Annotated in this window: 17 protein-coding genes; 10 read left to right on the top strand and 7 right to left on the bottom strand. The window is 71.2% G+C overall.

Annotated elements, in window-relative coordinates; all coding sequences use genetic code 11:
- Positions 1-216: 216 nt before the first annotated feature.
- Positions 217-417 carry a DUF3046 domain-containing protein gene (locus tag H0B56_RS08980; RefSeq protein WP_089301307.1) on the bottom strand — a complete coding sequence of 67 codons (201 nt, stop codon included), beginning with the start codon at positions 415-417 and terminating at the stop codon, positions 217-219.
- 119 nt (positions 418-536) lie between these two features.
- Here H0B56_RS08980 and H0B56_RS23215 point away from each other — a divergent pair, with 119 nt between their 5' ends.
- The gene (locus H0B56_RS23215; protein ID WP_281373631.1) at positions 537-668 is read left to right on the top strand and encodes a hypothetical protein; all 132 of its coding nucleotides are present in this window, start codon (positions 537-539) and stop codon (positions 666-668) included.
- 74 nt (positions 669-742) lie between these two features.
- Here the strand turns inward: H0B56_RS23215 and H0B56_RS08975 are convergent, their stop codons facing one another.
- Positions 743-2,692, bottom strand: coding sequence for an Hsp70 family protein (locus tag H0B56_RS08975; protein WP_180892533.1), 1,950 nt, complete (start codon positions 2,690-2,692; stop codon positions 743-745).
- A 730-nt stretch (positions 2,693-3,422) separates the two neighbouring features.
- On the opposite strand from H0B56_RS08975, the gene H0B56_RS08970 reads away from it, so the two are divergent.
- From H0B56_RS08970 to def, 3 genes are all read left to right on the top strand, one after another.
- Positions 3,423-4,160 carry a LuxR C-terminal-related transcriptional regulator gene (locus H0B56_RS08970; RefSeq protein WP_180892532.1) on the top strand — a complete coding sequence of 246 codons (738 nt, stop codon included), beginning with the start codon at positions 3,423-3,425 and terminating at the stop codon, positions 4,158-4,160.
- Positions 4,161-4,273: 113 nt separating this feature from the next.
- On the top strand, positions 4,274-8,875 hold the full coding sequence (locus H0B56_RS08965) for an ATP-dependent helicase (RefSeq protein WP_180892531.1): 4,602 nt from the start codon (positions 4,274-4,276) through the stop codon (positions 8,873-8,875).
- A gap of 151 nt (positions 8,876-9,026) precedes the next feature.
- Positions 9,027-9,530 (top strand): peptide deformylase, encoded by a 504-nt coding sequence (gene def, locus H0B56_RS08960; RefSeq protein WP_180892530.1) that lies wholly within the window; start codon positions 9,027-9,029, stop codon positions 9,528-9,530.
- A 37-nt stretch (positions 9,531-9,567) separates the two neighbouring features.
- Here def and H0B56_RS08955 read toward each other — a convergent pair whose 3' ends face one another.
- On the bottom strand, positions 9,568-10,332 hold the full coding sequence (locus H0B56_RS08955) for a maleylpyruvate isomerase family mycothiol-dependent enzyme (protein WP_180892529.1): 765 nt from the start codon (positions 10,330-10,332) through the stop codon (positions 9,568-9,570).
- On the bottom strand, positions 10,332-10,766 hold the full coding sequence (locus tag H0B56_RS08950) for an SAV_6107 family HEPN domain-containing protein (RefSeq protein ID WP_180892528.1): 435 nt from the start codon (positions 10,764-10,766) through the stop codon (positions 10,332-10,334). Before H0B56_RS08950 ends, H0B56_RS08955 begins: the two co-directional genes overlap by 1 nt.
- Before the next feature lie 245 nt (positions 10,767-11,011).
- Here H0B56_RS08950 and H0B56_RS08945 point away from each other — a divergent pair, with 245 nt between their 5' ends.
- Together H0B56_RS08945 and H0B56_RS08940 are read left to right on the top strand one after the other, a co-directional pair.
- Positions 11,012-11,578 carry a GNAT family N-acetyltransferase gene (locus H0B56_RS08945; RefSeq protein WP_180892527.1) on the top strand — a complete coding sequence of 189 codons (567 nt, stop codon included), beginning with the start codon at positions 11,012-11,014 and terminating at the stop codon, positions 11,576-11,578.
- Between the two features lie 215 nt (positions 11,579-11,793).
- Positions 11,794-13,224 (top strand): PhoX family protein, encoded by a 1,431-nt coding sequence (locus H0B56_RS08940; protein WP_343063818.1) that lies wholly within the window; start codon positions 11,794-11,796, stop codon positions 13,222-13,224.
- A gap of 36 nt (positions 13,225-13,260) precedes the next feature.
- Here H0B56_RS08940 and H0B56_RS08935 read toward each other — a convergent pair whose 3' ends face one another.
- The 3 genes from H0B56_RS08935 to H0B56_RS08925 form a co-directional block, all read right to left on the bottom strand.
- Positions 13,261-14,235 (bottom strand): hypothetical protein, encoded by a 975-nt coding sequence (locus H0B56_RS08935; protein ID WP_180892526.1) that lies wholly within the window; start codon positions 14,233-14,235, stop codon positions 13,261-13,263.
- 140 nt (positions 14,236-14,375) lie between these two features.
- A complete protein-coding gene (locus H0B56_RS08930; protein WP_180892525.1) occupies positions 14,376-15,269 on the bottom strand; it encodes an undecaprenyl-diphosphate phosphatase in 894 nt (297 codons plus the stop codon).
- A gap of 78 nt (positions 15,270-15,347) precedes the next feature.
- Positions 15,348-17,039, bottom strand: a complete 1,692-nt coding sequence (locus H0B56_RS08925; protein WP_180892524.1) for a DUF885 domain-containing protein — start codon at positions 17,037-17,039, stop codon at positions 15,348-15,350.
- A 147-nt stretch (positions 17,040-17,186) separates the two neighbouring features.
- Between H0B56_RS08925 and H0B56_RS08920 the strand changes: the two genes are divergently transcribed.
- Genes H0B56_RS08920 through H0B56_RS08905 form a run of 4 tightly spaced genes read left to right on the top strand, consistent with a single transcriptional unit; the run spans position 17,187 to position 21,585 of the window.
- On the top strand, positions 17,187-18,278 hold the full coding sequence (locus H0B56_RS08920; protein WP_180892523.1) for a polyprenyl synthetase family protein: 1,092 nt from the start codon (positions 17,187-17,189) through the stop codon (positions 18,276-18,278).
- A 4-nt stretch (positions 18,279-18,282) separates the two neighbouring features.
- On the top strand, positions 18,283-19,797 hold the full coding sequence (gene crtI, locus H0B56_RS08915; protein WP_180892522.1) for a phytoene desaturase family protein: 1,515 nt from the start codon (positions 18,283-18,285) through the stop codon (positions 19,795-19,797).
- Between the two features lie 2 nt (positions 19,798-19,799).
- Positions 19,800-20,750 carry a phytoene/squalene synthase family protein gene (locus H0B56_RS08910; RefSeq protein WP_180892521.1) on the top strand — a complete coding sequence of 317 codons (951 nt, stop codon included), beginning with the start codon at positions 19,800-19,802 and terminating at the stop codon, positions 20,748-20,750.
- 46 nt (positions 20,751-20,796) lie between these two features.
- Positions 20,797-21,585, top strand: coding sequence for an LLM class F420-dependent oxidoreductase (locus H0B56_RS08905; RefSeq protein WP_180892520.1), 789 nt, complete (start codon positions 20,797-20,799; stop codon positions 21,583-21,585).
- Positions 21,586-21,632: the final 47 nt, after the last annotated feature.

Here is a 21,632-nt window from a genome sequence, read left to right as displayed (position 1 = left end):
TTTACTGGGGCGCGTCGGGGCCAACGCTACGGGGCGGGACCGACAGTTCCCGACCTCGTGCGGCGCTCCGCGGCCGGTAGCCCTGCCCGCGAACCCATCATAGGCGAACATTCGTTCGACACCATACGACACGCCGATGCACCGGCCCATTCGCCGGGTCATTCGCCGGGTCATCGACGACCGGTGACGCATCCCGTTCGCGCATCCCGCCTGCCGTCAGATCTCCTGACGGTCGAGCGGAACCTCGAACTCCGCGCACACCGCCCGCCATACCTGCTTGGCAGGCACCCCATCGGCCAGCGCCTGATCCACCGTCCGACCGTCGAGGCGGCCGAGCACATAATCGGCGGCGAGCGTCTCCGCCCGCACCTCCCCGAACTCGGCGGCCATCAGGCGCCGGAACACCGTGCGTCGCATCGCCACCTACCCTAATGTTCCCGCACGGCCGTGCCGCACCGACCACGATCCGAGCCGCGGAACCGGTCCGCGGGGACCAGCACGCGGCAGCTCCCGGGCCTCGCCGGTACGGTCGGGGCGTGCTACCCGATCACATCGACGTGCCCGACTGGGGCCCGCTCGCCCTCGAGCTCGCCAGTCTCGCCGCCATCCTGGCCACGCTGACCCTTGTGGTCATCGCGTGGCGGAACATGCGGGACCGCGACAAGTAGCCCCGCATGCCGGCACTGCTGCTCCCGCATGCTCCGTGGCCCGATCCCGGACTCCGCAAGCGCCGCCCGTCGGGCTACTCCCCCGGCTGAATGCTCGCCTCGAAGTAGTCGGCCATCTGCGACGGGCTCTGCAGCTCCCCGTCGGTCCCACCGGCCATCTGCATGACGAACCCGAACAGCGGCCGATCGTCCACAGTGAACGCCAGCACGGACATCGCGCTCCCCGTCGCCGCCGCGTACCTGCCCTCGAGGGCGTTACCCCGCCAGTCCGCCTGGACCTGCTCCTGGCCACCGGCCGAGCCGACCAGGTCCCCTGCGAAGAGCTCCGCGTCCTCCTGCGCGTCCGCGTGCACGTAGGTCACCTGCGCCCCGGCCAGGCCGGGGGCCGAACACGTGACGGAAGCACCGAACTCCTCCCCCGCCGCGGCGGGTCCCGTACCCATCCCGGGTGTGCACTGCTGCCCGGCGACGTCACCGGCGAGCTGGCGGAGGCAGTCGGTGAAGCCGTCCTCGCTCGGTTCGGCGGCCTCCGCGCACGACTCGGCGGGGTAGGTCGCGGTGTCCTGCCCGAGCGGCACGAACGCCGCCGCGCCGCCGACCGCGAGCAGCAGCGCCACGGCCACGCCCGCGGCGACCAGCGCCTTCCTCCCCCGGCGCGGCGACGCCCCTCCGGACTCGGGTGGCTCGGGATACGCCGGGAAGCTCCCCGGCACGTTCCCCTGCGGCGGCACCGGTTGGCTCTGTACCGGCTGCGGCCCCGTACCGGGCGCCGCCGGGTTCGCGCCTGCCGGGAACCCGGCAGGCTGCTGCGCACCCGGTGCGGCCGGTGCGCCCGCGGCCGCGTGTTGCGGCGCCACGGGGACCGGACCGCTCTGCGCGGGTGAGGCCCGACCCGGCGGCGCGGGCGGCGGGTGCGCACCCGCAGCCGGTGACTGCGCGGGCGCGGCCGGACCGCCACCGGCCGTGGCGTGGTGCGCGCCGAAGCCGACCGCCGTCTCGGGCTGGTCGAGGCTGGCAGGCACCACGCCCAGCTTCTCCGAGATCATCGTCCCGACCAGCGGCAGCCTGCTCGACCCCCCGACGAGGTAGATCCCGGCCAGCTCACCGGCACCGATCCCGGCACCCTGCAACGTGCGCGACAGAAGCTCGACGCTGCGCAGCATCGCGGGCCGCACGAGCGCCTCCAGCTCGCCCCGGGTCACCAGCACGTCGGTGAACGGCTCCGGCATCGGCACCTCCGTCTGCGGGTGCCGGGACAGAGCTTCCTTGGCCGCCTTGACGTCTTCCTGCAACGTGCGGCGCATCCGGCGATCGGCTGTCGACTCCGGGCGCAGCAGGCGCTGCCACTGCTGGGGATCCTTGTGCGAGACCTCGCGACCGACATGCACGAGCAACGCCTGGTCCACGTCCAACCCACCCAGATCCGGCAACCCGTCCTCGGCGAGCACCGTGTACCCGCCGGCGGTCGCCGAGACCACGGCCACATCGAACGTGCCCGCGCCGAGGTCGTAGACCGCGAGTGACTGCCCGGCGGCCAGGCTCCTGCCGGGGAACGACGCGAAGTGCGCCGCGGCGGCCACCGGTTCGGGGACCAGCGTGATCGCCGAGGTCACCCCTGCCTGCCGGGCGGCGGAGGTGAGCACCGAACACCGTGTCCGCCCCCACTGGGCCGGGTGCGTCAGGCGGATCTCGTGCGGCTGCTCGCCACCGAGCTGCCGGGCGGTTTCCTCCAGCACGCGCCGGAGGATCGCGGACAGCGCGTCACTGACCGGAACGACGTCGCTGCCGAGCAGCAAGCTTTGTTCGTCCACCCGGCGCTTCGGGTTGGGTTCGAACCGGGTGGGATCCAGCCGGGCGCGACGGTCGGCGTCGCGGCCGACCATGATGGTGCCGTCCTCCTCCGCGTAGACGGCCGACGGCATCGTCGCCGAGCCGTCCACCTCCACCACCCGGGGTGGACGGCCGGCGTCTGCCAGCACAGCCACCGTGTTCGACGTGCCCAGATCCACCGACAGGACCCGCACAGCTCTCCCCTCGTCGGAACGCACCCTCGCGGGCACGCGAGTTCCGGACGCATCGGACTGTACTAGGCCCCGGGATCGTCCCGCCGCCGGTCGCGAACCTCCCTGCGGAAGGCTTACGCCCGCCGAGTTGTGCGTGGCCCTCCCGGCATGGGATGGACAGATACAACGCAGTCGGCGCCCCGGGATCCCAGCGGCAGCCGGCGCGATGCATAGATCGGGTGCGCTGCGTAGTTCCATACACGCAGCGCACCCGACCAGGAATTCTCAGGCTCCACCCGCTACACGAATCTATGACATTATCACCCGATAGACTGAACATTGAGCACGCGCTGTAGCGGAAGTTGTGTTGGGTTCACATTCGCGCAAATCCGCACCGGCTCGCCCAGGTCAGGGTGCTCTGTCAGGCTGGTGCCGAGAAGGTCACCACATCACTCAGTGTCACATTAATGCACACTTACAGTCCCTATTGCGCGAATTCCTCCTGCTATACCCTCACTAACTTCGGGTGAAGTCGATCACCTTGGATGCTATGTGTATTATCCCGATACCCAACTAACCCGGACGTGGGTGATAGCACGAAAAGGAGGTAGATCCGGTCTTGTCCTCCTCGAATGTCACTGAACACCGCACTTCTCAGCACGAAACCCGCCGGACATTGCAGAAGCTACCGGGGACCGCCGGGCTGCCCCTCGCGTTCGGCGGCACTGTCTCCGCGGGTTCCGAGCTGCACATGAGCGAGTTGGTGGGGACGACAACCGACTCGCTGTACGGCCTGAAGGTCAAGCCGGGTCAGGGGCTCGGCGGCCGCGCCATCGAGCTTCGCCGGCCTGTCACGGTCACCGATTACGAGGTGGCAAGGGTGATCACGCACCATTTCGACGGGCCGGTCAGGGACGAAGGGATGCGCTCGATACTCGCCGTACCCGTGATTGTCCGGCGAAATGTGCGCGCCGTCCTCTACGGGGCGATCCGGCAGCCGGTTCCGCTCGGCGACCGTACGATCAATGCGGTCGTCGAGTCGGCCCGCGAGCTCGAACAGGACATCGCCGTGCGCGAGGAAGTCGACCGCCGGATCGCGGCGCTGACCGAGCACACGACTCCGGCAAATCAGGTCCCTACCCCGGACTCGAGGGACCGCGAGTACGTGCGGCAGGCACACGCCGAGCTCCGGGCACTGGTGCACGACCTGGACGACGCGAACCTGAGCACCCGTATCGACTCAGCGTGCGACGCCCTGCGGGCGAATCTCGACAACGCGTCGCCTTCCGAGACGGTCCAGCTGTCCCGCAGGGAGCTCGATGTGCTGTCCATGGTGGCACTCGGCAAGACGAACGCCGAGGCCGGAAACGCGCTCGGGCTGCGGTTGGAGACGGTCAAGAGCTACATGCGCAGTGTGCTGCGCAAGCTCGACTGCCACACGCGTATGCAGGCTGTGCATACCGCGCGGCGGGTAGGTCTCCTGCCGTAACGAGAGCTGATACGGCCAGCACTCGCCGCAGGCCGTGACGCGACGCCTCGAGGTACCCCCCGAGCGCCCGTACTGACGCGCGCGCCGTCGGTGCCGTGCGTAAGGATGGGCGCATGGGCGAGAAGGCAACCGACGGCCCGCTCGCGGGGTTCTCCGCGGCCACCCGTGCCTGGTTCACCAGCACCTTCGCGGAGCCGACGGCCGCTCAGGACGGCGCGTGGCGCGCAGCGGCAGAGCACCAGCACTCCCTGGTGATCGCCCCGACCGGCTCGGGCAAGACACTGGCCGCCTTCCTGTGGGCCCTCGACCATCTGCTGACCACGGCACGCCCGAGCGAGCCGGCGTACAGGTGCCGTGTGCTGTACGTCTCCCCGATCAAGGCGCTGGCCGTAGACGTGCAGCGCAACCTACGGGCCCCGCTCGACGGCATCGCCGAACACGCCGGGCTGCTGGGCACTCCCTCGCGCGAGATCGGTGTCGGTATCCGCACGGGCGATACACCCGCGTCGCAGCGGCGAGCCTTCCGCACCAACCCACCCGACATCCTCGTCACCACGCCCGAGTCACTGTTCCTGCTGCTCACCTCGAACGCGCGGGAGAACCTCCGCGGCGTGGACACGGTCATCGTCGACGAGGTTCACGCTGTCGCAGGCACCAAACGGGGCGCCCATCTCGCACTGTCGCTGGAGCGCCTGGAGCGTCTCCGGCATCCCGGGGCCGCCGACCCCGCGCCCGCGCGCCGCATCGGGCTCTCCGCGACGGTGCGCCCTGTCGAGGAGGTCAGCACGTTCCTCGCGGGAGGGCGGCCGGTACGGGTCGTCGACCCGCCGGCGGGCAAGTCCGTGGATCTCACCGTCGAGGTTCCCGTACCGGACATGACGACACTCGACGAGCACACCCGGTCCATCTGGCCCGCCGTCGAACGGCGCATATTCGACCTGATCACGCAGCACCGGTCGACGATCGTGTTCGCCAACTCCCGCAGGGTCGCCGAGCGCCTCACGGCCCGGCTCAACGAGCTCTACCAGGAGCGCTCCGGGTGGCCGGAGGGGCAGCGCATCCCCGCGGAGGCGATCGGCCAGTCCGGCCTCACGACGGGCACAGCCGAGCAGACCATCGCACGCTCCCACCACGGTTCCATGGCACGCGAGCAGCGCACCGCCGTCGAGACGCAGCTCAAGTCCGGCGAGCTGCCGTGCGTCGTGGCCACGTCCTCGCTGGAGCTCGGCATCGACATGGGCGCTGTCGACCTGGTGGTCCAGGTGGAGGCGCCGCCCACGGTGGCTTCCGGGCTGCAGCGCGTGGGGCGGGCGGGACACCACGTCGGGGCGGCATCCTCCGGCGTGGTCTTCCCCCGCTTCCGCGGCGACCTCGTGCCGTGCGCCGTCGTCGCCGAACGGATGGCCGCGGGCGCGATCGAGTCCCTGCACTATCCCCGCAACCCCCTGGACGTGCTCGCGCAGCAGATCGTGGCGATGGTCGCCGAGCGCGAGTGGACCGTTGAGGAGCTGGCGCGAGTGGTGCGCAGAGCCGCGCCCTTCCACGAGCTGCCGGACGACGCGCTGCACAGCGTGCTCGACATGCTTGCAGGCCGGTACCCCAGTACCGACTTCGCCGACCTGCGGCCCAGGATCACCTGGGACCGGGCGCGCGGAACGCTGCTCGGACGGCCGGGGGCCCAACGCCTCGCGGTCACCTCCGGGGGCACCATCCCGGACCGGGGCCTGTACTCGGTGCTCACGCCCCATCCCGCGAGCGGCCGGGGAAACAAGGTCGGCGAGCTCGACGAGGAGATGGTCTACGAGTCGCGGGTGGGCGACAGGATCCTGCTCGGCACGACCTCCTGGCGCATCACCGACATCACCCATGACCGTGTGGAGGTGGTTCCGGCCCCTGGGGAGGCCGCTCGCATGCCGTTCTGGAAGGGCGACGCGCCCGCACGGCCCCGGGAGCTGGGTGTCGCGCTCGGCGGCTTCGTACGCGAGCTGGCAGCCCTCGACGGAGACGACGCTCACCGGCGCCTGACTCGCGCGGGCATGGACCACTGGGCGAGCGAGAACCTGCTGGCCTACCTCGCCGAGCAACGCGCGGCCACCGGCCACCTGCCGGACGACCGCACGGTCGTGATCGAACGGTTCAGGGACGAGCTCGGCGACTGGCGCGTGGTCGTGCACTCGCCGTTCGGGGCCCGGGTGAACGCCCCGTGGGCGCTGGTCGTCGCCGCCAACCTGCGGGACAGCCGCGGGCTGGACGCGCAGGTCGCGCACTCCGACGACGGGATCGTGCTGCGCCTGCCCGACACCGAGCTGTGCAGCTCGGACGGCACAGCCCCCGAGACCGTGTTACCCGCATCGGCGGAGGCTGTGCTGCTCGACCCGGACACCGTGGAGCACGCGGTAACCGAGGAGGTCTCCTCCAGCGCGCTGTTCGCGGCCCGGTTCCGGGAGTGCGCGACACGCTCGCTACTGTTCCCGCGCCGCGACCCCGCCAAGCGCATGCCGCTGTGGCAACAACGCCAGCGTTCCTCGCAACTGCTCGCTGTGGCCTCCGGCTATCCCCGCTTCCCCGTGGTGCTCGAAGCCATGCGGGAATGCTTGCAGGACGTCTACGACCTGCCCGGCCTGCGTGAGTTGATGCGCGACATCGCCGCGCGGCGCACGCGCGTGATCGAAGTGGATACAGCCGGCCCCTCCCCCTTCGCACGCAGCCTGCTGTTCGACTACGTGGCGACCTTTCTCTACAACACCGACACTCCACTCGCCGAGCGCAAGGCGGCCGCACTGGCTCTGGACACGGCCCTGCTCGGCGAACTCGTCGGCGGCGAGTCGCTTCGCGACCTGCTCGACCCCGACGTCATCGACGAGATCGAGGAGTCGCTGCAGTCACTGCATCCCGACCGGCACGCCCGCGATGCCGAGGGCGCCGCCGACCTGCTGCGCGTGCTCGGCGACCTCACCGCGGCCGAAGCGGGCGCGCGCGGCGTCGAGCGGGGCTGGTTGGCCGAGCTGGAGCGCGCGCATCGCGCGATCCGAGTTCGGATCGCCGGGCAGGAGCGCTACCTCGCGGTCGAGGACGCAGGCAGGGTCCACCAGGCGCTGGGCACCGAGCTGCCCTCCGGTGTGCCCGAGGCGTTCCTGGATGCCGGTCAGCAGCCACTGCACGAGCTGCTGGCCAGGCACGCGCGACGCCGGGGACCGTTCACCGCTGCCGAGGTAGCGGCACGCTTCGGCCTCGAACAGGGCACCGCAGCGGCGGCACTCGACGAGCTGGCCGAGACGGGCCGGCTCGTGCGTGGCGAGCTGCGCCCCGCCCGGCCCGGCGAGGCCGGGCCGGCAACCGGCGAGCCCGACTACTGCGACGCGGCTGTCCTGCGCCGCATCCGGCGCGCGTGCCTTGCTCGCGCGCGTGCCGAGGTCGAACCGGTCGACGCCACCGCCCTCGCGCGGTTCCTGCCCGCCTGGCACGGCGTGACGGGCACGGGGCAGGCTCCGCACACCACACCGGGCAGCGACGACGTGCTGGCCTGCGTCGAGCAACTGGCCGGTGCACCCATCCCGGCCAGTGCGCTGGAGACGCTGGTGCTGCCCGCTCGCCTGCCCGGGTACTCCGAGCACACCCTCGATGAGCTCACCGCATCCGGCGAGGTCGTCTGGACCGGCTGCGGATCACTGCCCGGGTCCGACGGCTGGGTCGCGCTCGCCCCGGCCGATCTCGCCGACCTCCTGCTTCCCGACACCGCGGACACAGCACAGTACGGCCCCGTGCACGCGGCCGTGCTGTCCACTCTCGACGGCGGCGCCCAGTTCTTCAGGCAGCTCGTCGACGGCGTCCGCGACCGTGGTTGCGACACCGCGTCGGAGAACGACGTCGCCACCGCACTCTGGGACCTCACCTGGTCCGGTCGGGTGACGTCCGACAGCATGGCCCCGCTGCGTGCGCGGCTGGAGGGGCGCGGCACCACGCACAAGGCGCGCTCCGCACGGCCCCGCGGGCGTTACGCGCGGCTGCGGGCAGGCCACGTCGCCGCGGGTCACCCGCCCCAACCCACGATCTCCGGCAGGTGGGCGCTCGTGCCGAGCCGATCGGCCGACACAACGCGGCGCGCTCACGCGCGTACCGAGGCGTTCCTGGAACGGCACGGCGTACTCACCCGTGGAGCGCTGGAGGCAGAGGGAGCGGTCGGCGGGTTGGCGGCGATCTATCCGGTCCTGCGGGAGATGGAAGATGCCGGTGACGTGGTTCGCGGGTATCTCGTGGACGGGCTCGGCGCGGCCCAGTTCGCCGCTCGCGGTGCCGCGGATCGGTTGCGCGGGTTCGCGGGCGCTCGTCCTCCCGGCCGGCCTGCCGAGGCGATCGTGCTGGCCGCTGCCGATCCGGCGCAGCCGTACGGGGCGGCACTGCCCTGGCCCGATCCGGCAGGCGAGACCGGCCACCGTCCGGCGCGCAAGGCCGGGAGTCTCACCGTGCAGGTCGACGGCGAGCTGGTGCTCTACGTCGAACGCGGCGCGCGGTCCGTACTGACCTTCAGCACGAGCGATCACGCGGTGCGCACCGCGGCGAGCGGGCTCGCCGACGCGGTCCGTTCCGGGATGCTCGGCACCCTGTCCGTGCGCCAGGTCGACGGCGCGTACGCGCTGACGTCGCCACGGGCCGCGGCGTTCCACGATGCGGGTTTCCGCACCACCCCGCAGGGACTGCGACTGCGAAGGCCATAGGGCTCACGGGCGCCCCCGGCGACCGTGCCGAGGGCGGGTGGCGAAGCTAGTACAGTATGCGCGACCGGTGGCTGTGAGGCCTGTCAGGCCCGCCGTGCGGAACGGTGTGCGAGCCCGGTCGAACGGTGCGAGGTCCTCGGGAGGCGACGGGATGGCGGTACGGAACCTGCGGTATTTCGGCGACCCGGTGCTGAAGACCGTGTCGGATCCGGTCACGAGGTTCGATGCCGCCACCGAGTCGCTCGTCGACGACCTGCTCGACACGGTGAGCCTTCCGGGAAGGGCGGGTCTGGCCGCCCCGCAGATCGGGGTGAACCTGCGCGCGTTCAGCTACCACGATCACGACACCGTCGGCTATGTCCTCAACCCGGAGCTCGTGGAGATCTCCGAGGAGGTCGAGGAGATGGACGAGGCGTGCCTGTCGGTACCCGAGCTGTCCTTCGCCGTGCCCCGCGCCACGCGGGCGGTCGTGCGGGGCGTGGATCTGCGCAACGAGCCGGTCACGGTCGAGGGCACCGGAGTGCTTGCGCAGTGCCTGCAGCACGAGGTCGACCATCTCGACGGCATGCTCTACCTCGACCGGCTGAGCACCGAACGTCGCAAGCAAGCACTCGGACTCACCCGGAAATCGACGTGGTTCTGGCAGCGCCCCTGAGCGAGCACGGTGCCTCCCCCGAGTCCTCCCCGAGCCGTCAGCGGGTCGCCAGGCGTAGCAGCGCCCAGAGCTGTGCGACCGCGTCGACGTCACCTTCCGTGGTCACCTCGGTGGTCGGCGTCCTGCCCCACAGCCACAGGTAGATCAGCTCCGCCGAACCATGGACACGCGCGTCGACATTCGCCGCGTCCCGCGTGTCCACCCGCCGGACCGTGCTCTGCGTCGGGTCCGCGCGTACCCACCATGCCCGGTCGCCGGCATGCAACCCGACCGTGCCCTCTCGGGTCCCTGTGACCCCCAGCTGTCCCAACCGGTGCCCGAACCACACGTGCAGCACCTCGTCGATGCCGTCCAGAGCGACATCCTCCGGGATCTCGCGCACCGGCACACCGGCAGCCGACTGCACGTCGACCCGGTGGATCGTGGTCTCGTGCGCCATGCGCCGCTGCCAGAACCCGACCGTGCGATCCGCCGGCCACCAGGTATCCACCGGGGCGCCGGGATCGGCGACGTCGAGCTCCGGGAGCAGCTCCGCCAGGCCGGCTCGCAGGTAGTCCTCGACGGACTGCCCGTCACGCGGGTCACGCTGCCACTGCTCCGGGCGCCTCCCGTCGGCAAGCCACGCGCGCACCACGCGGTACACACTGCCGACGTGACGTACCGCCTCCCCTAGCGCCAACCCGGGGCACGACGGTACGCGCGCCTCGTGCCGGGCACCGGCGGCCGTGTCCGCGAGCAGCTCCGCCTCGCCACGCAACGTCTCGAGGTAACGGCCGTGCTCGATGGTCGCCTGAGCCGACATCAACCGCTCCTGCCGAGCTGCCGCTCGACCACCCCGAGAAACCGGCCCGCGTGGTGGAGCAGATCGTCCGCGGCCGCCGCCGTGACCCGGTGACCGATCCCGGCCTGCGCGGCGGCATACGTGCTGGACTGCGCGGCGAAGTAGCCGGCCCAGTCGGACAGCTCCGGAGCCACGCTGCTCAGCAGGGTCCACACGCTGGTCGGGCGCGCGCGACCGCGATGCGGCCTGCCGCGCGCGGCCAACACCGCCGCGGCGGCACGCAGCCCCGCGATGTAGGCCCCTGTGAACCGCTCGACGGGATCGGCCTGCCACGCCGCGCTTGTCAGGCGCCGGTCGGCCTGCGACCTCAGGGTCAGCGCCATCGGTGCGACCCGCGGCGCCGCCCCGCCCCCGTTGACCCCGCTCATCTCGGGTGATGCGCCCACACGTGACATGCGAATTCCTTCCGCCGACACGACCACAGCCCCCTGCCGGCACGATTTCCCCACCGACAGTCGAACTTCTGTTCGATCTACCGTTCAGCATAACCCCGCGCGTCACCGCGCTCAAGTCGCACGTGCGTTCGATTTGCGGTTTCCCTGTCCCCCGCGGCGGCGCGCTGCATCGCCTCCGGCCACTCGGTCACCTACGCTGGGAGCACGACGGCCCTGTTGCCAGCACACCGACGAGGAGGGCGGACATGACAGCGATGTCATCGCGGTCGGCTCGGTTGGTCCAGCTCTCCCCCGACGAGTTCCGTGCCCGGTTGACGGAGGCGCTCGGCGTCTACACCGCGGCCATGCGCTACTCGGTCGGCACGTCCGAGCTGCGTGCGCCGATGTGGCTGGCCCACATGCTGCGGGATGGCTGGCGCAACGTCGTGGCTCTCGACGACGATGACAGGCTCGTCGGCCTGGCCTACGGCTACCGGGGACAGCGCGGCCAGTGGTGGCACGAGCAGGTACACAAGGGGTTCGCCGAGGCTGCCGTTCCGGAGGACGTGCGGACGTACTGGCTCGACGACTACTTCGAGCTCACCGAGCTGCACGTGCTGCCGGACAACCAGGCGGGCGGGATCGGCGAGGACCTGCTGCGCGCGCTGCTCGCCGGTGTCGCCGAGCCGGCCGTGTTGCTGTCCACCCCCGAGGGGACCACCAGGGCCTGGCGCCTCTACCGCAGGCTCGGCTTCCAGGAGCTACTGCGCCATCACCACTTCGCAGGCGACCCGCGCCCGTTCGCGATCCTCGGTCGCGAACTGCCCCTGTAGGGCCGCGCACCGTACCGTCCGGCTGTCCGGCTGCGGGTCACCGCCCCGGGATACCGACGGGCAACCCGTGGGTCGGCAACCCGGACAACGGAATTCACGTCGCGTTCGCCCACGAGTGGGTGAAACTTCCTACGTTCGGGGATGGCGGATCGATTCCGCCCCGAACTGCCCATCACCCACCCAGATGCTGGACACGAACACGGGAGTCGATTCACGTGACTGATCACGACGCGGTACCCGGCACGCACTCGCGCAGGACGCTGCTACGCGGCGCCGCCGCCACGGGAGCGATGGCGCTCGGCTTCGGAGCGCTGGACGGACTGGTTCGCGCGGCCAACGCCGCCACCCCGCCCGGCGCCGGGACCGGGCCAGGAAAGGGTGGCTACGGGCGGCTCAGCCCGGTCACCCGTACCGATCCCGTCACCGGCTACAGCCAGGAGCTGCACCTGCCGGACGGCTTCGACTTCGCCCTGCTCGGCCTCGCGGGCACGAGGATGGACGACGGTCACACCACACCGCTCGGCCACGACGGCATGGCCGCCTTCCGCGGGCCACGCGGCAGCTACCGGCTGGTGCGCAATCACGAGGAACGGACCGGGTCGTCGGAGGTCACCCCGTCCGGCGACGAGGGCGATCGCTACGACGCGCTCGGCGGAGGCGGTACCACCACGCTCCAGGTGAACTTCCGGCACGGCGCGCCGGAGCTCGAGGGGGTGTGGACCTCGCTGGCCGGCACGATCGTCAACTGCGCGGGCGGCCCGACCCCCTGGGGAAGCTGGTTGAGCTGCGAGGAGACGACAGCCGGCACGCACGGCGGCTGGGAGCGCGAGCACGGGTACGTGTTCGAAGTGGACGCGAGCGCCGACAGCGCGGTCGCGGCGACGCCGCTGCCAGCGCTCGGGCGGTTCGTGCACGAGGCTGTGGCCGTGGACCACCGCACCGGCATCGTCTATCTCACCGAGGACCAGAACACCGCGGGCTTCTACCGGTTCGTCCCCCGCCGTCGGAACGACCTGTCCGCGGGCACCCTCCAGATGCTCGCGATCTCCGATGCGCCGGGATACGACACCAGGACGGGCCAGGAGCAGGGCGAGAGCCTGTCTGTCGAGTGGGTGGACATCGCCGAGCCCGACCCGGTCACCGCGGAGATCGACCCGTTGGCCGTGTACCGGCAGGGCCTGGCGTCCGGTGCCGCGACCTTCGCCCGCCTGGAGGGGTGCTGGTGGGGCAACCAGGCCGTCTACCTGGTCTCGACCAACGGTGGCGATATCGGCGAAGGCCAGATCTGGGAGTACCGCCCGCATCCGGGAAGGGACGGCGGCACGCTGAGCCTGGTGTACGAGTCGTTCGACCGCGCCGTACTGTCCTTTCCGGACAACATCACGGTCTCACCCAAGGGAACGCTGCTGGTGTGCGAGGACACCGGCCGCTCGAACCCCCAGCTTCTCGGCGTCACGACCGACGGCGAGACGTTCCCGTTCTGTGTGGACCCCTCGAATGACGAGTGGTGCGGGGCGACGTTCAGCCACGACGGAAAGGTGCTGTTCGCCAACCTGCAGGGATCCACGAGCGGTGACCCGCGCGACCCGGACGTCCCCGGCCGCACGGTGGCGATCTGGGGTCCGTGGCAGCACGGCGCGCTGTGAGGTGAGCGGGGTCGCCGCCTGCGGCGGCGACCCCGCTCACTCCGCCACCCTGTCGGCGAAGACCTCCAGATCGTGCGGTGTCGCCTGGTGCATGTTCCGGGCGAGCGCGCGCAGGTCGACGTCCGCGGAGCCGCGCGCTGCCAGGCTGACCACGGACCCGTCGTCCAGAACCATCCTGACCTCGTCCACCTCACCGTCCTGGCGGAGTACCAGCATGTCGCCCTGCTGCTCGCAGCTCACGTCATCGCCGTCGCAGCCATAACGCACAGCCGGATCGGGTGGTTCGTTCAGGTGGCCCCACTTGCCGTCCTTCCAGTGCGTGAGGATGACGACCATGCCGGATCCGTGGTGATAGGACAGCCTCAACTCGCCGTCGCGCACGGCGGCGCGGTTCGGGTCCCACTCCGCGGAGTCCAGCACCGCGATGTCGGAGCTGACGTCGCCGATGATGCCACTCACGCGCCGCTGCTCCTGGTAGCTCTCGATCAACGGCATCACCAGCGCGTACGCGACCGCGACCACGAGTACCGGCACCGCCGAGACAGCGACCGCGCTCCGGCTCGACAGGCGCCGGAGCAGCACCACGGCCAACCCCGCGGCGACCGCCCCGGCTAGGCTCATCGCCACGCCCCGGGAGAACCAGCCCTGCTCCATCTGCGAGTCCGGAACGCCCGCCAGCATCAGTACCAGCGATCCCGCTGCCGGCAGGAAGGTCACCAGCGTGACCACCTTGGGAGCGGGCACAAGCGAGGCCCGCAACGCCCGCACCATCGCCATGTACACGCCGACCAGGGCCGCGGCCCCGATCCCGAACGCCACCACGAACCCCAGCGAGCCCATGACCCACATCAGGGCCCACGCGATGAGCGTTCCCGCCACAAACGCGAGCCACACCAGCCAGTGGACCACGGCACCCGCCGATGCCGCGGACAGCACGATCGCCATACGTGAGCCGGACCCGGCAGACTCCGTGCCGCCATCGACGGTCATGCCTTCCTTGCCGTCAGCCACCAGGCCCTCCGCGTGGACCGCCGACCTCGGTGGGCCGGACCGGCTCCACCCCATGTCCATCTAGCAAAGGTCCGCCCCTCGTCCCGCACTGCCTGGCCTAGCCGGGAGCCTAGCGTGCAGGCGCGGCGTGCACAGCGAGTTCAGCTGACTCCTGTGACGAGCACGAAGACGGCGAGCAGCCACACATACACCGCGAAGACCCGGAACTTCGCAGCCTCCAGCAACCGCAGCACCACCCACAGCGCCCCGGACCCGACCACGGCAGCGACCACGAAACCGGTCGCCATCGCGGCCCAGCTCACTTCCGTCAGGCCGCCGTCACCGAGCGCACCGAGAAGCTCCACACCGGTGGCGGCCAGGATCGTGGGGATAGCCACGTAGAACGAGTACCGCGCGGCCATCGTGCGCCCCATCCCGATCAACAGCGCCACGAAGATCGTCGTGCCGCTGCGGGAGATGCCGGGTGCCAGCGCGGCCGCCTGCGCCACGCCGATCGCGATCGCCATCAGCAGGGTGATGTCGCGCGGCCCGGCCCAGCCGAACCGCAGCCACCGGCCGCCGCGGTCCGGCGTCATGGCGTCGGTCCACCACAGCATCGCCCCCGTCAGCACCAGCGCGACCGCCACCACGGTTGTGGAGGCGAACACCCGCTCGGTCAGGGTGTCCTTCAGCAGCAACCCCAGAACCCCGGTTACCGCGGTCGTGATCAGTCCGAGGAACACCAGCCGCGTGGCCAGCGCGCCCTGGAATCCCGACCGCCAGTTGGCCGCGACCCTGCCGGTGACCACCTCGCGGTGCACGCCCTTGCCCAGCTGGCGCAGGCCCGCGCCCATCACCACGACGACCGAGACCATCGTGCCGACGTGCACCACGAGGTCGAACAGCACCATCTCCGGCGACTCGGGAGGGGGGACATCGACGCCGAACTCCGTCAGCCAGCTCTGCGTGAGCACCAGATGGCTGGTCGAGCTGACCGGGACGAACATGAACACGCCTTGCACGACACCCAGCAGGGCTGCCACAAGCAGGTCCACCGACACCTCCGCGACTCGGGATCGGGCACGCTCCACCGCATCGGTGTTCCGACGCCGGTGGCGATGCCGTCGCGCTCGCTAGACGGTTGCGAGCTGCTCGCGGAGCGTATCCAATCCCATTCCGCCGAGTCGCAGGGCCCGCATGTGGAAGTCCTTGATGTCGAACGCGGCACCGTCCCTGCGCTCGGCCTCGGCGCGCGCGGACAGCCACAGGCGCTCCCCGAGCTTGTACGACGGGGCCTGCCCCGGCCACCCGAGGTAGCGGTCGATCTCGTCGTGCACCAGGTCCGGATCGGTGATCGTCCTGGTCAGCATGAACTCCAGTCCCAGCTCCGGGGTCCAGCGCTCGCCCTCGTGGAAGCCGGTACCCGCCGGGATCTCCAGCTCGAGGTGCATGCCGATGTCCACGATCACCCGCGCGGCACGGAACAGGTGCGCATCGAGCATGCCCAGCAGGTTGCCGTCGTCGGCGAGGTACCCCAGCTCCTCCATGAGCCGTTCCGCGTACAGCGCCCACCCCTCGGCGTGCCCCGAGGTGAACGCCATCAGGCGCTGGAACCGGTTGAGCGACTGCCCCTGGTGCACCGCAGTGGCGATCTGCAGGTGGTGGCCCGGCGCACCCTCGTGGTAGACCGTCGTGACCTCGCGCCAGGTCGGGAACTCCGACTTGTCCGAGGGCACCGACCACCACATGCGACCGGGCCGCGAGAAGTCCTCACTCGGACCCGTGTAGTAGGCCCCGATCTTCCCTCCGGGCGGGGCCAACAGGCATTCCAGCCCCATGACCTCGTCCGGGATGTCGAAATGCGTGCCCCGCAGCGAACGCAAGGCCTCGTCGGAGAGCTGCTGCATCCAGTCGCGCAACGCCTCCTGCCCGGACACCAGGTACCGGGGGTCGGCGTCCAGTGTGGCGGCTGCCTCGGCGAGCGTGGCGCCGGGCTTGATGCGTTCGGCGACCTCGAGGGCCTGAGCCTCGATACGTCGGAACTCCTCCCAGCCCCACTCGTAGGCCTCGCGCAGGTCGAGGTCGGCCCCGGTGAAGAAGCGTGACCACATCCGGTAGACGTCCTCGCCGACGGCGTCCTTCGACGGGGCATGCGGCGCCAGCTCGGCGCGCAGGAAGCCCGCGAACTCGGCCATCGCCTCCTGCGCGGCGTGCGCGTGATGGGTCAGCTCGCCACGCAGCGTCGACGGCAGGCCCTCGACCGAGTCCGCGCCCGCGACGAGCGTGTCGAAGAACCCGGGGTCGCCGTGCAGGCCCGCCCACGTGTCGCACTGCTCGGCGACCCTGGACACCTGCCGCAAGGCCGCGACACGGCCGGCGTCGGAGGAGACAAGCAACGAGGACCGCACCTGGTCCATCGCGCGGGGCACCTTGCTCATCCGCTCGGCGATGGTTTCCCAGTCCCGCACCGTTCCCTGCGGCATGAGGTCGAACACCATGCGCACCTCGTGCACCGGGCTCTCGATCACGTTCAGCGCGGCCATGTCGAGCCCGGCCTCGTGGAGCTCGGCGTCGACCGCGGCACGCTCGGTGAACACCGCCTTGGCCGCTCGCTCGGACGCGTCGGCGGGCTCACGCTCGGCGAGCGCGTCGGCCGCCCGGCGGGTCATTTCGGCGCGGGCCGCGTGCCCGTCCGGGGAGTAGTCCGTCATCTCGGTGTCGTGCCCGGCGACTCCCATGAAGGTCGCGGCCACGGGGTGTGCGGCGGCGTAGTCCTCCACGAACTGGTCACAGATCTGGTGGATATCTGATGTGCTGGAAACCATAGCGGCACGTTACCTGGCACTGTTGGCGCGAAGCACGCACCGTGTGTGGCCGGCACGCCGCCGCACCGGCGCCCGCGAGCCCGCGGGTGTCGCGCGGAGCACCCCTCGACGACCCCGCCCCCACCGTCGTTTCGCGCACACCGGACCATGGACCCCGTGAACGATCTCGACACCGAGCTGCCCGGTCACGTGGAGCGGGCGCTCGCCGACTACCTGGAGCGCGCAGGCGAGGGCATCGGCCACGTGGAGCAGTTCGCCGAGCCGCGGCGAGCGCTGGTCTCGTTCGTCCTCGGCGGGGGCAAGCGCATGCGCCCCACGTTCGCGTGGTGGGGCTGGCGCGGCGCGGGCGGCGCGTCAGGTGGTGAGCGTGCCGAGGCGACGCTGTACGCGATCTCGGCGCTGGAGCTGATCCAGGCATGCGCGCTCATCCACGACGACGTCATGGACGACTCGCACTCCCGGCGGGGTGCCCCGACCGTGCACGTCTCGTTCGCCGCCAAGCACACCGAGCGCGACTGGCACGGTTCCGCGGAGCGCTTCGGGCTCGCCTCGGCCGTCCTGATCGGTGATATCGCGCTCGCGTGGGCCGACGACATGTTCAACTCCGCTGGCCTGCCCGCCACGGCCCTGTCCGCCGCGCAGCCTGCCTGGCACGCCATGCGCACCGAGATGCTCGCAGGCCAGTACCTGGACATCGTCAACCAGGTCACGGCCGACCCCTCGCCCGAGGCGGCGATGCGCGTCGACGAGCTCAAGACGGCTGCCTACACCGTGCAGCGACCGCTGCACCTGGGTGCGGCCCTCGGCGGGGCCGGTCCCGAGCTCATCGCCGAGCTGCAGGCCTTCGGCAGGGACGTCGGCATCGCCTACCAGCTGCGCGACGACCTGCTCGGGCTGTACGGCGACCCTGCGGTGACCGGCAAACCCGCGGGCGACGACCTCCGCGAAGGCAAGCGAACGCTGCTCGTCGCGCTCGGCCTCGAACACGCCAAGCAGCAGGGCAAGCACGCGCTCGCCGCGACGATCTCCGACGCGGTGACCGGCCCGGAGCCCACGGACACGCAGATCGAGCGCGCGGTCTCCGCGCTCGACGAGGTGGGCGCCGTGGACTCGGTGGAACGCCGGATCGGTGAGCTGACCGGCTCGGCGCTGGCCGCCCTGGAGCGCGCCGACGTCGCCGAGCCCGCGGCGACCAAACTCGCCGAGCTGGCGCACACCGCGACATCGAGGACGTTCTGAGGCCATGCGCAGGAGGTCACCGCGCAGCGACGCGCACACGGTGGACGGCCGGGCCGAGCACATCGTCGTCGTCGGCGCCGGGCTCTCCGGCCTGTCCGCGGCACTGCACCTGCTGGGCGCAGGCAGGCAGGTCACGCTGATCGAGCGGGAGTCCGCCCCCGGCGGCCGTGCCGGGTCGAGCACGCTCGGCGGGTTCACCGTCGACGCGGGCGCGAGCGTGCTCACCATGCCCGCGTTGCTCGACGAGGCCTTCGCCGCCGTCGGCGAGTCACTGGCCGGGCGGGTACGGCTGGCGCGACTGGACCCCGCTTACCGCGCGCACTTCGCCGACGGCGAGTCGATCACCGTGCACTCCGATGCCGGTGCCATGGAGGCCGAGATCCGCAGGGTTTCCGGCCCCGCGGACGCGCAGGGGTACCGCGAGCTGCGCGACTGGCTGACCCGGCTCTACCGCGTGCAGTCCGAACGCTTCATCGGGGCCAACTTCGACTCACCCCTCGACCTGCTCGGCACCGACCTGGTCAAGCTCACCCTCCTCGGCGGGTTCGGGCGGCTCGGCCCGCGTATCGGCAGGTTCTTCCGGGACGAGCGGGTACGCAGGTTGTTCTCGTTCCAGTCGCTGTACGCGGGGGTCTCCCCCGCCACCGCGCTCGCCGCCTACGGGGTGATCGCCTACATGGACACCGTCGCCGGGGTGTACTACCCGCACGGCGGTATGGGGGCGGTCGCCTCCGCGATGACCGCGGCGGCCGAACGTGCGGGCGCCCGCGTGCGGATGGGCACGGACGTGACGGCGCTGGAGTCCGGTTCCGGCCGAGTGCGCGCGGTACGCACGCACACCGGCGAGCGGATCCCGTGCGACGCCGTCGTGCTGGCTGTCGAGCTGGACAGTGCCTACCGGTTGCTCGGCACGCGGCCACGACGGCCGGTGGCCCTGCGCCCCTCCCCCTCGGCGGTCGTGCTCGACGCGGGCTGCGACGCGGCGCCCGCAGGCAGCACCGACCACCACACGATCTACTTCGGCGAGCAGTGGGACCGCACCTTCGACGAGATCATCGACGAGGGATCCCTGATGAGCGACCCGTCCCTGCTGGTGTCACGCCCCACCGCGACGGAGCCCGCGCTCGCCCCGCACGGCAAGGAAGTGATCTCCGTACTGGCTCCGGCGCCCAACCTGTCCGCCGGTCACATCGACTGGCAGGCCACCGGCCCCGCCTACGCGGAGAAGATCCTGGCGACGCTCGAGGAACGTGGCATGCGTGGCGTCCGCGACGTGATCGAGGTGAGCAGGCTGCGCACACCGCACGACTGGGCGGCGCAGGGATTCACCGCGGGCACCCCGTTCTCGCTGGCGCACACGGTGCGGCAGACCGGCCCGTTCCGGCCCCGCAACGTGGTGCGTGGCGTCCGAAACGCCGTGCTCGCCGGGTGCGGGACCACCCCAGGCGTCGGGATCCCGCCCGTGGTGATCTCCGGGAAGCTCGCCGCCGAACGCATCACGGGGAGCGGGAACCGGTAGCCATGACACACGCCCAGCGAGGCATCCCGCGGCACGGCAGCGTGGTCCCGGCCGGGCAGCCGTCCGCACGGGAGCTACGCGCCGCCTACACGTGGTGCAGGCGCATCAACGCGCATCACGGGCGCACGTTCTACCTGGCGACGAAGGTGCTCCCGGCGCACGCTCGTCCCGCTGCGCACGCGCTGTACGGTTTCGCGCGCGCCGCGGACGAGATCGTCGACAACCCCGCGCCGCACAGCGACCCGGCCGCCGAGCTCGCCGCGCTGGAGACCGCCCTGTTCCGCGCGTTGGACGGGCAGCACACGCGAGACCCGGTCCTGACGGCCGTCGCCGACACCGCGAGCCGGTACCGCATCGACCGCGCGCACTTCGAGGCGTTCCTCCGCTCCATGTGGATGGACCTGCGTGTCGCGGAATACCCCACCCGCGCGGCCCTGTCCGAGTACACGCACGGCTCGGCCGCGGCGATCGGGCTACAGATGCTTCCGGTGCTCGGCACCGTCGTGCCGCGCGAGGAGGCCGCGGCGGAGGCCGCCGCGCTGGGTGAGGCGTTCCAGCTGACCAACTTCATCCGCGACGTCGGTGAGGACCTCGGCCGTGGCAGGCTCTACCTGCCCTCCGGCGAGCTCGCCGCGCACGGGGTGGACCGGCAGCGGCTCTTGTGGGCGCTGCGCACCGGTGAGCGTGACGCACGCATCCGCGGCGCCATCGCCGAACAGGTCGGCCACGCCCGCGCGATGTACCGGCGCGCCGAACCCGGCGTCGGGAAGCTGCGCCCCGAGTCCCGGCCGTGTATCCGCACCGCGCTGCGGCTGTACGAGGCGATCCTCGACGAGATCGTCGCCGCCGACTTCGACGTGTTGCGCGGGCGCGCCGTCGTTCCCCGCGCACGGCGCCTCGCGCTCGCCGGGCGGGCGGTGCTTCGCGAGTACACCGCATCGCGGCGAACGTGACCGCGACGGCCCACGCGCACCCCTGGGTCGCGCTAGGGTGGCGACCATGAGCACGAGTACGAATCGACCGGTCCGAATAGGCCTGCAACTACAACCACAGCATGCCGACTACGAAGCGATCCGGCGTACCGCCAGTGCCGCCGAGGACCTCGGCGCCGACGTGGTGTTCAACTGGGACCACTTCTACCCGCTCTACGGCGACCCGGATGGAAAGCACTTCGAGTGCTGGACCATGCTGGGCGCGTGGGCGGAAAGCACCTCGCGCGCCGAGATCGGGGCGCTGGTGACCTGCAACAGCTACCGCAATCCCGACCTGCTCGCCGACATGGCGCGCACCGTCGACCACATCAGCGGCGGCAGGCTCGTCCTCGGGATCGGCTCAGGCTGGTTCGAGAAGGACTACGAGGAGTACGGCTACCCCTTCGGCACCAAGGGGAGCAGGCTCGACGACCTCGCCGAGGCGCTGCCGCGGATCGAGGCCAGGCTCGCCAAGCTCAACCCGCGGCCGACCCGCCGGATCCCCATCCTCATCGGTGGCGGCGGGGAGAAGAAGACCCTGCGGCTCGTCGCGAAGCACGCGCACATCTGGCACGGCTTCGGCGGCCCGGACGTGGTCGAGCGCAAGGTCGACATCCTCGACCGGCACTGTGCCGACGTCGGTCGCGACCCGGCGGAGATCGAACGAGCCGTCGGGGTGAGCGGCCCGCCGGAGGAGCTCGGACCGCAGCTGCTCGAGCTGGGGGTCACGCAGTTCACCGTGGGCGTCGGCGGGCCGGACTACGATCTCGGCCTGCTCGCCGACTGGATCAACTGGCGGGACAAGCAGAACTCCTGACCACACGCCCGGGCAGCACGCACTGGCAGGGCGGAGCGAGTGCTGAC

The organism is Haloechinothrix aidingensis, assembly GCF_013450155.1.
GTDB lineage: Bacteria > Actinomycetota > Actinomycetes > Mycobacteriales > Pseudonocardiaceae > Haloechinothrix > Haloechinothrix aidingensis.
Note: the sequence above shows the minus strand (reverse complement) of the source record. Positions and strands in the feature narration are given on the sequence as shown.